The sequence below is a fragment of the Stappia stellulata genome (genome assembly GCF_020176715.1).
Lineage (GTDB): Bacteria > Pseudomonadota > Alphaproteobacteria > Rhizobiales > Stappiaceae > Stappia.
Window position 1 is genome coordinate 100583 of sequence record NZ_JAIVMF010000016.1, and the last position, 11307, is coordinate 111889.

The window sequence follows — 11307 nt, forward strand, 5'->3', positions numbered from 1 at the left end:
GGACCATGCGGAAAGGACTAGACGGGTGATGCGGAGCACTCTCGCCGGCCCCCGTGTTCTGCTGCGTCGTCTCCGTGAAGTGATGGCGGAGCCGATCAACGCTCAGGAACGGCTCGACAAGATCGTAGTCCTGATCGCGGCCAATGTGGTGGCCGAGGTCTGCTCCGTCTATATCCTGCGTGCCGACGGCGTGCTCGAGCTCTATGCGACCGAGGGTCTCAACCGCGACGCGGTGCACAAGACCAGCCTGAAGGTCGGCGAGGGTCTCGTCGGCCTGATCGCCGCCGACGCGCGGCCGCTCAATCTTCCCAACGCCCAGGCCCATCCCGCCTTCGCCTATCGGCCGGAGACGGGAGAGGATGCCTATAATTCGTTCCTCGGCGTACCGATCCTGCGCGCCGGGCGGACGCTTGGCGTGCTGGTGGTGCAGAATCAGTCGCACCGGACCTATTTCGAGGATGAGGTCGAGGCGCTGCAGACCACCGCGATGGTGATCGCGGAAATGGTCGCCGCCGGCGAACTGGAAGCCATCGTCCAGCAGGGCACCAAGCTCGACCTGACCCGGCCGATGCATTTCCAGGGCGTGGCGCTCTCCGACGGCGTCGGGCTCGGTCATGTGGTGCTGCACGAACCCAGGGTCGTCGTCACCAACCTGATCGCCGAGGATGCCTCCGCCGAGCTTGAAAAGCTGGAGCGCGCCATCGCCCGGCTGCGCATTTCGCTCGACGACCTGCTTGCCTCCGGCGATTTCGCCCAGCACGGCGAGCACCGCGAGGTGCTGGAAGCCTACCGGATGTTTGCCAATGATCGCGGCTGGATCCGCAAGATCGAGGAGGCGATCAACAACGGCCTGACCGCCGAGGCGGCGGTGGAGAAGGTCCAGTCCGATACCCGCGCGCGAATGATGCGCCAGACCGATCCTTACTTGCGCGAACGGCTGCACGATCTCGACGACCTGGCGCACCGGCTGATCCGCGAACTCATGGGCCGCCAGCACGGGCCCGTGTCGGAAAGCCTGCCGCAGGATGCCGTCATCGTGGCGCGCAACATGGGCGCGGCGGAGCTGCTCGACTACGGCCGCGACCGCATCCGCGCCATCGCGCTGGAGGAGGGCGGCCCGACCAGCCATGTCACCATCGTGGCGCGGGCGCTGGGCATCGCCGCCGTGGGCCTTGCGGAAAACCTCGTCAGCCTCGCCGAATCGGGCGACGCGGTGATCGTCGACGGCGAGAGCGGCCAGATCCACCTGCGCCCGGCGCAGGATATCGAAAACGCCTATGCGGAAAAGGTACGCTTCCGTGCCCGCCGTCAGGCGCAATACCGGCGGCTGCGCAACAAGCCCTCGATCACCCGCGACAATGTCGACATCTCGCTGCAGCTCAATGCCGGCCTTCTGGTCGACCTGCCGGCGGTGTCCGAATCGGGCGCGGCCGGCGTCGGCCTTTTCCGCACCGAGCTGCAGTTCATGGTGGCCTCGTCGTTTCCGCGCATGAGCGAGCAGACCGACTACTACCGTCAGGTGCTCGACGCGGCGGACGGGCGCCCCGTGACCTTCCGCACGCTCGATATCGGCGGCGACAAGGTGCTGCCCTACCTGCGCGCGATCCAGGAGGAGAACCCGGCGATGGGCTGGCGGGCGATCCGCTTCGGCCTTGACCGTCCGGGCATCCTGCGCACCCAGATCCGTGCGCTGCTGCATGCGTCCGCGGGCCGCGAATTGCGCATCATGTTTCCGATGGTGTCGGCGGTGTCGGAGTTCCACCAGGCCAAGGCGATGGTGGAGCGCGAGATCAAGCATCTGCGCCGCCACGACCACAAGGGGCCGGAACGCCTGCAGCTCGGCGTGATGATCGAGGTGCCGTCGCTGCTCTATCAGCTTGACGAGCTGTTCGATGCGGTCGATTTCGCCTCCATCGGCTCCAACGACCTGTTCCAGTTCTTCTCCGCCGTCGATCGCGGCAACACGCGGGTCGCCGCGCGGTTCGACACGATGGGCGTGCCGTTCCTCAGGGCGCTGCGCCAGATTGCGGAGCGCGCCAACGCCCACAACACGCCGGTGACGCTGTGCGGCGAGATCGCCGGCCAGCCGTTGCAGGCGATGGCGCTCGCCGCCATCGGCTACCGCGCCCTGTCGATGTCGGCGGCGGCGCTGGGGCCGGTGAAGGCGATGGTGCGCGGCCTCGACGTCGGCCGGCTGTCGGCGCGGCTGCTGCCCCGGCTGGAAACGCCCGGCGCGCTTGAGGATCCGCGCGCGCTGCTGCGCGCCTTTGCCGCTGAAAACGACATTCCGTTGTAGCGAGACGGCTCTCTCGCCTTGCCGGATCGCGCCTGCCGGTCGCGCCGGCTCCTCCCTTCTCACCTCAAAGGATGCCCCCACGCCATGATTGCGGCGGAAAAACTCGAAGCGCTGCTGGCGCGCGTTGCCGAGATCGAACACGGGATGACGCAAAACCCGGATCCGGACACCTATGTCAAACTGTCGCGCGACTATGCCGAACTGGAACCGCTGGCAAAGAAGGTCCGCGCGCTGCAGGAGGCGGAAGGCGAGCTTGACGACGTCGAGGCGATGATCGCGGACGCGGGCGGCGACAAGGACATGAAGGCGCTGGCGGAAGCCGAACGCGAGACGCTTGTCGAGCGGATCGAGACGCTGAGCCAAGACGTGCGCCTCGGTTTCCTGCCGCGCGATTCCGCCGACAGCCGCAACGTCATCCTCGAGGTGCGGGCCGGTACCGGCGGAGACGAGGCAGCACTCTTTGCCGGCGACCTGTTTCGCATGTACCAGCGCTTCGCCCAGCTCAACGGCTGGAAGATGGAGATCCTGTCGGCGAGCGAGGGCGAGGTCGGCGGCTTCAAGGAGGTGATCGCCTCGGTCTCGGGCCAGAATGTCTTCGCCCGGCTGAAGTTCGAATCCGGCGTCCACCGGGTGCAGCGGGTGCCCGACACGGAATCGGGCGGGCGCATCCACACCTCGGCCGCGACGGTCGCGGTGCTGCCGCAGGCGGAGGATGTCGACGTCACCATTCAGGAGTCGGATCTTCGGATCGACACCTTCCGGGCCTCGGGTGCGGGCGGCCAGCACGTCAACACCACCGATTCCGCCGTGCGCATCACCCATATTCCGACCGGCATCGTCGTCGGCGTGCAGGACGAGCGCTCCCAGCACAAGAACAAGGCCAAGGCGATGCAGCTCCTGCGCGCGCGCATCTTCGATGCCGAACGCGCGCGCCTTGCCGAGGAACGCACCGAGGCCCGCCGGCTGCAGGTCGGCTCCGGCGACCGCTCGGAGCGCATCCGCACCTATAATTTCCCGCAAGGACGGGTGACCGACCACCGCATCGGCCTGACGCTCTACAAGCTTCCCGAAATCGTCAGCGGCGAGGCGCTCGGCGAGGTCATCGACGCGCTTGTCCTCGATTATCAGGCCAATCTGCTCGCGGCCGAGGGCCTGTGACCCAGGGCGCGGCACCGGGCGATGCGCCGGAGACGCTCGGCCGGCTCGCGACCCGGTTGCGCAAAGCGTTCCGCGCGGCCGGGCTGGAAACGGCCGCGCTCGATGCGCGCCTCCTCGCCGCCCGTGCCGCCGGGGTCGAGGTCGACCGGGTCGTGCTCGATCCGGAGCGGCCGGTCTCGCCGCAGGAGGCGGCGCTCGCTGCGGACATGATGGCCCAGCGGCTCGCCGGAGAGCCGGTCGGCCGCATTCTGGGGGAGCGCGAGTTCTGGGGGCTGACCTTCGCCCTGTCGCCGGAGACGCTGGAGCCGCGTCCGGACACGGAAACCCTCGTCGCGCAGGCGCTGGCGTGGTGCGATGCGCGCGGCGGACGCGAGCGGGACTGGCGGTTCGCCGATATCGGCACGGGAACGGGGGCGATCGCGGTCGCGTTGTTGAGCGAGCTGCCGAAGGCTGTCGCCGTCGCGGTCGATCTGAGCGAGGCCGCACTTGCCACCGCGCGGGAGAATGCCCTTCGCAACGGTGTCGGCGACCGGTTCCATGCGGTGTACGGGGATTTCGCCGATGCGCTCGCCCCGGGCTTCGACCTGCTGGTCAGCAATCCGCCCTATATCGCGGTGGAGGAAACCGCGACGCTTTCGCGCGAGGTGCGCCTGTTCGATCCGCCGCTGGCACTCTTTGCCGAGGACAACGGGCTGGCCGCCTATCGGCGAATCGCCGCCGAGGCGGCGCGCCTTCTCGTTTGCGGCGGGGCGGTGATGGTCGAGATCGGCGCGACCCAGGCGTCATCCGTGTGTCGGATCCTGGAAGCGGGCGGACTTGAAGAGACCGCCGTCTTTCAAGACCTTGGCGGGCGCGACCGCGTTGTCGGCGGGCATAGGGTTGCAAAATGACACCAGATTTTTCCCGCGTGAAAAAGACGCTTGGAAAACCCGGCGGAACCGGCTAGTTTCTGAGCGCCGAGACCCGACGGGGGTGGTGCTTTTATCCACGGGTAGGCAGTTCGACAAGTTTTTGAGAGACTTTTCGTTCCAGCCAGAACCTGCATTGCGCGACGGGGAACCACCGTCGGAGACGATGCGCCGAGGACCTTCGGGTCCCAGGGCGACTTGGCATAGGTCTGTTCAGGTGACTTCTTCCAGACTACCGGAGAGGCCGGCGCTGACGCGTCGCCCTGCTCGCGAGCGAAGGACCTGCATGGATCGCGCAACACCGACTTAGTCTCGTTGCGTTTCATGGCGCCGGTCCGTGTCGGACCGGACTGTTGATCGGCCGTTGTCGATCGCCGTTCGTGAGAGAAAACGGCAGAATGAGACCAGGAAATCAGAACAACAAGCGCATCCGTGGCCGTGGCGGCCGCAAGGGTCCCAATCCGCTTTCGCGGACGTATGAGTCCAATGGACCCGACGTGAAGATCCGCGGCACCGCCCACCATGTCGCCGAAAAATACCAGCAGCTTGCGCGCGATGCCGCCGCTGCCGGCGACCGGGTGATCTCGGAAAATTACTATCAGCACGCCGAGCACTATCTGCGCATCATCGCCTCTGCCCAGCAGAGCATGCAGCAGCCTGTGGTGCTTCCGCGCGGCGACGAGGCCGAAGACGAGGCGGAGGCGCAAACCGAACGCGCCGAGCGTCAGGATCGCCAGGAGCGTCGCGATCGTGGTGACCGGGGTGATCGCGGCGAGCGCGGGGATCGGGGCGAGCGCAACGAGCGCAGCGACCGCGGCGACCGTGACGCGGCCAAGTCGGATGACGGGGCCAAGTCGGTGATGCCGCTGGATGCGCCCCAACCCTTCGTCGACAACATGCCCGTTCTGAATGCCAAGAGCGCGGGGGCCGGCGACGGCCCTGCGACCGCAAAGGCGAAGGACGAGGACAACGGCGACAGCAGCGACGACGACGACGATCGTGGCCGGCGCCGCACGCGCGGAACGCGGGGACGCGGCCTGCGCAAGGCCCGCACCCCCGGCACGGGCGACGACGCCGGTGCAAAGGACAGCGATCAGGACGATGCGCCGGCCGCCAATGGCGCCGACGATGCCGCCGGCGGAGACGCCGGCGAGCCGGAGGCGAAACCCAAGCCGCGTGCCCGCCGGACGCCGCGTGCCCGCACGCCCAAGGCGGCCGCAACGGACGAAAAGAGCGAGACGCCCGCGACCAACGACGCCTAAGGAGATAGCGGACCGGTCTTGATCCGGTCTCGAGCGATCCAGGCGTTGCCCGACGGGCCGTCAACTGCCACTGACCAGGAGCACGCGGCGACGCGTGCTCCTTTTTTGTTGCTCTACGGGCTTTCCCTCTTTTGTGATCGAAATGCCACACTATATCCTGTGAGCGGCCTGGACCGGCCGCGCGGGTGCCGGATGAGGGCCCGCAATCCGTAAAGGCGTCCTGCTTCGGGGGATGGCCTGATCTGGAGGTGACAGATGAATTTCGAGAAATACACGGAACGCGCGCGGGGATTCGTGCAGTCGGCGCAGACCTATGCGATCGGCCAGTCCCATCAGCAATTTTCGCCGGAACACCTGTTGAAGGTGTTGCTCGACGACCCGGAAGGCATGGCCGCCGGTCTGATCGAGCGCGCAGGCGGGCGCGTCAAGGATGCCGTCCTTGCCAATGAGAAGGCGCTTGCCGGCATTGCCAAAGTGTCGGGCGGCTCGGGTCAGCTTTATCTGGCGCCGGCGCTGGCGCAGCTCTTCGACCAGGCAGAGAAGATCGCCGACAAGGCGGGCGATTCCTTTGTCACGGTGGAGCGGCTGCTGCTCGCGCTTGCCATGAGCAAGGAGAGCGAGGCCGGCAAGGCACTGGCCGCTGCCGGCGTCACGCCGGCGAGCCTGAACGAGGCGATCAACGCCCTGCGCCAGGGCCGCACGGCCGACAGCGCCTCGGCGGAAAGCCAGTATGACGCCTTGAAGAAATATGCCCGCGACCTGACCCAGGCAGCGCGCGACGGCAAGCTCGATCCGGTCATCGGCCGCGACGACGAGATCCGCCGCACCATTCAGGTCCTGTCGCGCCGCACCAAGAACAACCCCGTGCTGATCGGCGAACCCGGCGTCGGCAAGACGGCGATCGCGGAAGGTCTCGCGCTTCGGATCGTCAACGGCGACGTGCCGGAGAGCCTGAAGGACAAGAAGCTTCTGGCGCTCGACATGGGCTCACTGATCGCCGGCGCGAAGTATCGCGGCGAGTTCGAGGAGCGGCTGAAGGCGGTTCTGTCGGAGGTGCAGGCGGCGGCCGGCGGCATCGTGCTGTTCATCGACGAGATGCACACGCTGGTCGGGGCCGGCAAGGCGGATGGCGCGATGGATGCGTCCAACCTCTTGAAGCCCGCGCTCGCGCGCGGCGAGCTGCATTGCGTCGGCGCGACCACGCTCGACGAATACCGCAAGCATGTCGAAAAGGACGCGGCCCTTGCCCGCCGGTTCCAGCCCGTGTTCGTCTCCGAGCCGACGGTCGAAGACACCATCTCGATCCTGCGCGGCATCAAGGAGAAATACGAGCTGCACCACGGCGTGCGCATCACCGACAGCGCGGTGGTCGCGGCCGCGACGCTGTCCAACCGCTATATCACCGACCGGTTCCTGCCCGACAAGGCCATCGACCTGATGGACGAGGCGGCGAGCCGGCTCAGGATGCAGGTCGACAGCAAGCCGGAGGAGCTCGACGAGCTCGACCGTCGGATCATCCAGCTCAAGATCGAGCGTGAAGCGCTCAAGAAGGAGACGGATGCCGCGGCCAAGGACCGGCTCGACAAGCTCGAGGGCGAGTTGGCGGATCTTGAGGAAGAGGCCTCGGCGCTGTCTGCCCGCTGGCAGGCGGAAAAGCAGAAGCTCTCGTCCGAGCAGAAGCTCAAGGAGCAGCTCGACCAGGCGCGCAGCGATCTGGAACGGGCACAGCGCCAGGGCGATCTCGGCCGGGCGGGCGAGCTTGCCTATGGCGTCATTCCCGATCTGGAAAAGGCCATCGCCGAGGCGGAAGGCCAGGACCAGGGCGGCGACATGGTCGAAGAGGCGGTCACCACCGACCACATCGCCCATATCGTGTCGCGCTGGACCGGTATTCCGGTCGACAAGATGCTGCAGGGCGAGCGCGAGAAGCTTCTGCGCATGGAAGACGAGATCGCCCGCCGGGTGATCGGCCAGCAGGAGGCGGTGCATGCGGTGTCCACCGCGGTGCGGCGTGCCCGCGCCGGCCTGCAGGACCCGAACCGGCCGATCGGCTCGTTCCTGTTCCTCGGCCCGACCGGTGTCGGCAAGACCGAACTGACCAAGGCGCTGGCGGAGTTCCTGTTCGACGACGAGACCGCGATGGTGCGCCTCGACATGTCGGAATACATGGAGAAGCACTCCGTCGCCCGCCTGATCGGCGCGCCTCCGGGCTATGTCGGTTACGAGGAGGGCGGTGCGCTGACCGAGGCGGTTCGCCGGCGGCCCTATCAGGTCGTTCTCTTCGACGAGATCGAGAAGGCACATTCGGATGTGTTCAACGTGCTGCTGCAGGTGCTGGACGACGGTCGCCTGACCGACGGTCAGGGCCGCACGGTCGACTTCCGCAACACGCTGATCGTGATGACCTCGAACCTGGGTTCGGAGTTCCTCACCGCCCAGGCCGAGGGCGAGGATTCCTCGATGGTGCGCGATCAGGTGATGTCGGTGGTGCGGGCGCATTTCCGCCCCGAATTCCTCAACCGGCTGGACGACCAGATCCTGTTCCACCGGCTGCAGCGCAACCAGATGGCGGCGATCGTCGACATCCAGCTGAACCGGCTGGAGCGGCTGCTCGGCGACCGCAAGATCGAGCTGACCCTCGACGAGGACGCTCGCATCTGGCTCGCCGACAAGGGCTACGACCCGGCCTATGGCGCGCGTCCGCTGAAGCGGGTGATCCAGCGCGAGGTGCAGGATCCGCTCGCCGAGCTGATCCTCGCCGGCAAGGTCGCCGACGGTCAGTCGGTGCGGGTGAGTGCCGGAAGCGACCGGCTGCTGTTCGAGGTGGCCGGCACGCAGAGCGAGGCGGCCTGACGCGAGCCGCCGCAGCCTGGACCGCGGCACGGCGACAGCCGCCGTCCCTCAAAATGGAAAAGGCCCCGGACAGTCCGTCCGGGGCCTTTTTCGTTTGCTGCCGGTCGTGATCGACGCGGGTGTGTGGGCGCGGGCTGCTCTGCTGTCAGGGGCGCTCGAGCGAGGCGACGCGCGAGGGGCCGGCGGCGCGTTCGACCAGCGTGTCGATGCGGTCGCGCTCGCGGTTGAAGGCCTCGAGGATCTCGCCTTCCAGCACGCGGCCGCGCGGCAGGCGGATGCGCATCGGGTTGACGAAGCGGCCGTTCACCTTGACCTCATAGTGCAGATGCGGGCCGGTCGACAGGCCGGTGGAGCCGACATAGCCGATGACCTGACCCTGGCGCACGCGCATGCCTTCGCGAATGCCGTTGGCGAAATTCGTCTGGTGGCTGTAGGTCGTGGTGTAGCCGTTGGCGTGCTGGATCTCGATGCGGCGGCCGTAGCCGGAGACCCATTTCGCCCGGCTGATCACGCCGGCGCCGGCGGCCATGATCGGCGTGCCGCGCTGCGCCGACCAGTCGACGCCGTTGTGCATGCGCATCGTGCCGACGATGGGATGCTTGCGCATGCCGAAGCCCGAGCGGTAGCGCCCGCCCGACAGCGGCTTGCGCATCAGGAACTTCTTCGCGCTCTTGCCGGTCTCGTCGTAGAAATCGACAACCCCGTCGTCCGGCGTGCGGAAGCGGTAGAAGCGGCGGGTGGTGCTGCGGTTGGTCAGCGCGGTGTAGAGGATTTCCGCCGGCACGTCGGCATCGTCCTGCTGGAGGCCGTAGAAGACCTCGAAGGAATCGCCCGGCTTCACCCGCGACTTGAAATCCACGTCGAAGGAGAAGATCCGCACCAGATCGGAGATCAGGTCCTTCTCGACGTTCTGTTCCAGCGCCGTTTGATAGAGACTGTCGTAAAGCGTCGGCGTGGTGCCGGCATAGCCGACCCGGTCGGCCTCGGCGAACGCGTCCGGCAGGAAGGTATCGGGAGCCTCGGCGGCGACGAACTCGCCGGTGTCGGAGCGTGCGACCGTCGCCTGGTGATCGGTGTCGGTGTAGAGGCTGATGCGCTGCGGCACCATGCTTTCGGCGGCGGCTGCGCTCGGCGCCATCGCCAGGCGGATGCGCTGTCCGGTGTCGACGCCGGCGATGTTGAACTCGCGCTCGAAAGCTTCGATGATCGCGTCGGCCTCTTCCTCGCCCGCGGCGTTTTCCAGAAGCACCTCGCGGAAGGTCCGCTCTCCCGAAATCGGGATGATCTTTTCTTCCATGCCGGCGAAGGCATCCGTCGTGTCGCTCTTGGAGACGAAAGACACGTTTTCCGGCGTGATCCGCACATTGAGCCGGGACAATTCGGGCTGCTGCGCCAGGTTGAAGTCGAAGCGGCCCGGATCGATCACCGGTCCGGCCACGCTGTCGATGGCATTTCCCGACAGGAAGCGCGCCGACTGGCGCACGATCTGCTCGATCTCGACATCCTGAAGTCCGGCGTTGGTGATCGCCAGCGGGTTGTCGACGGGAAAGTCGCTGACGCTGATCGAGACTTCGCCCTCCACCCGCGCATCGTAGACGGCATCGCTGACGGCGCGTTCTGGAAGGACGTTGTTGTCGGAGAAAAGCTTGATCGGGTTGAACGGCGGAATGTCGGCGGCCGTCTCGCGCGACGCGCGGGTCGCAAGCGTCGCGGTGACAAGGGCGAAGGGGCGTACCTTGATATGGTCGCGGTCGCCGACCCTGTGCACGGTGGAGACAGGGATCACCTGGCGAGTGGAATATTGCGCCGCCGCGCGGATCACCCGGTCGCCCTTGGCCGACCCACGGCCGATGGTCCCGGGCGAGGCGATGCCGTCATCGCCGCGCACCGGCGCGGCCGAGACCTGATACTGGCCGTCGAGGGCGGCGAACAAGGCCCCGCCCATCAGGGTGACCGAGGTCAGGCCCGTCAGGACGGAGCCGGTCAGCCAGCGAATGCTGACCCGCCGCCGATCCGGAAGCTGCGCACGTTCGTCATAGACCATGAGCGGCGGTTCATCCCCGAGATCAACGCCGTCGCGATCGATATGCCTTCCGCTTTGCTGCATGATGCCTTGCTCAATCCATTCTTTCCTGGCGCCCCGCCCGACCGGGGCACCGTCAAACCGTCTTGTCTTCAGACCGCCGCAAATCGCCGCTGTCGCGATATCGATCCGCCGGCGGATCGCGATGTCCTGCAAAGCCGCGACACGGCGGGTCGTTTCCGGCTGCGGCGAAGCCTGCGCCCGAGCGGGATCGCATCCGCGCGCGGGCTTACCATAGGCGTCCCGGTGGACAGGAGCAATTCGGCGTATTTATGGCGCGCGCCCGCGTAAGGCGGAGATCCGGCCTCGCAATCGGATTTGGTTCCGCTCTCAAGACCCCGACAGGGCGTCGGACCGCGAGGATGCGATCCCGTTCGCATGGATGCGGCCTCGGCCGGAAGAGAGGAAGGCAAGAGAGGAGGGGAGGGAACGAGGGGCGCAAAACTGGCTGGATTTCATGACAGGGAGATTGCAGGAGGAGCGCGGTTGCGCCGGCGAAACCGGCCTTTTGCTGGTTTGCGTTGGGGTTGATTTGTATGATTTTGGTTTGGGTATTTTGCGTCTGTGGATTGTTAGTTTGTTGATTTGTTTGATGGATTTGTTGTTTCGGGGTTTTGTTTTCCCCAGTTTGGTGTTTGTGGATTGGGTGATTTTTTGGAGTTTGGATTTTTTTTCGGGAAGTCGCTTGACGGTTGGAGTTGGTGGTGACTATATACGTCCAACAACGACGGCGGCGCCGGGGTTTGG

At 66.5% G+C, this 11307-nt stretch carries 7 protein-coding genes; 6 read left to right on the top strand and 1 reads right to left on the bottom strand.

All coding sequences use genetic code 11. The features are described from left to right. The first annotated feature begins 28 nt into the window (after positions 1-28). The 5 genes from ptsP to clpB all read left to right on the top strand — a co-directional run bounded on the left by ptsP (position 29) and on the right by clpB (position 8477). Positions 29-2296, top strand: coding sequence for a phosphoenolpyruvate--protein phosphotransferase (gene ptsP / locus LC092_RS17010; protein ID WP_224808506.1), 2268 nt, complete (start codon positions 29-31; stop codon positions 2294-2296). Between the two features lie 84 nt (positions 2297-2380). Further along, entirely contained in the window at positions 2381-3454 is a 1074-nt protein-coding gene (gene prfA / locus LC092_RS17015; protein ID WP_224808507.1) for a peptide chain release factor 1, read from the top strand. Further along, the gene (prmC, locus tag LC092_RS17020) at positions 3451-4344 is read left to right on the top strand and encodes a peptide chain release factor N(5)-glutamine methyltransferase (RefSeq protein ID WP_224808508.1); all 894 of its coding nucleotides are present in this window, start codon (positions 3451-3453) and stop codon (positions 4342-4344) included. The genes prfA and prmC overlap by 4 nt, the downstream gene beginning before the upstream one ends. Before the next feature lie 416 nt (positions 4345-4760). After that, entirely contained in the window at positions 4761-5624 is an 864-nt protein-coding gene (locus LC092_RS17025) for a DUF4167 domain-containing protein (RefSeq protein ID WP_224808509.1), read from the top strand. A 255-nt stretch (positions 5625-5879) separates the two neighbouring features. Then, entirely contained in the window at positions 5880-8477 is a 2598-nt protein-coding gene (gene clpB, locus LC092_RS17030; RefSeq protein ID WP_224808510.1) for an ATP-dependent chaperone ClpB, read from the top strand. A 145-nt stretch (positions 8478-8622) separates the two neighbouring features. Here clpB and LC092_RS17035 read toward each other — a convergent pair whose 3' ends face one another. After that, on the bottom strand, positions 8623-10521 hold the full coding sequence (locus tag LC092_RS17035) for a M23 family metallopeptidase (RefSeq protein ID WP_224808512.1): 1899 nt from the start codon (positions 10519-10521) through the stop codon (positions 8623-8625). Positions 10522-11017: 496 nt separating this feature from the next. Between LC092_RS17035 and LC092_RS17040 the strand changes: the two genes are divergently transcribed. Next, a partial coding sequence (locus tag LC092_RS17040; RefSeq protein WP_224808514.1) for a hypothetical protein occupies positions 11018-11307 on the top strand: 290 nt, incomplete at its 3' end.

What these genes read in the sequence shown, in the direction of transcription:
- ptsP (WP_224808506.1), top strand. Translation starts at nt 29, where the DNA reads ATGCGGAGCACTCTCGCCGGCCCCCGTGTTCTGCTGCGTCGTCTCCGT.
- clpB (WP_224808510.1), top strand. Translation starts at nt 5,880, where the DNA reads ATGAATTTCGAGAAATACACGGAACGCGCGCGGGGATTCGTGCAGTCG.
- prfA (WP_224808507.1), top strand. Translation starts at nt 2,381, where the DNA reads ATGATTGCGGCGGAAAAACTCGAAGCGCTGCTGGCGCGCGTTGCCGAG.
- LC092_RS17035 (WP_224808512.1), bottom strand. Translation starts at nt 10,521, where the DNA reads ATGGTCTATGACGAACGTGCGCAGCTTCCGGATCGGCGGCGGGTCAGC.
- LC092_RS17025 (WP_224808509.1), top strand. Translation starts at nt 4,761, where the DNA reads ATGAGACCAGGAAATCAGAACAACAAGCGCATCCGTGGCCGTGGCGGC.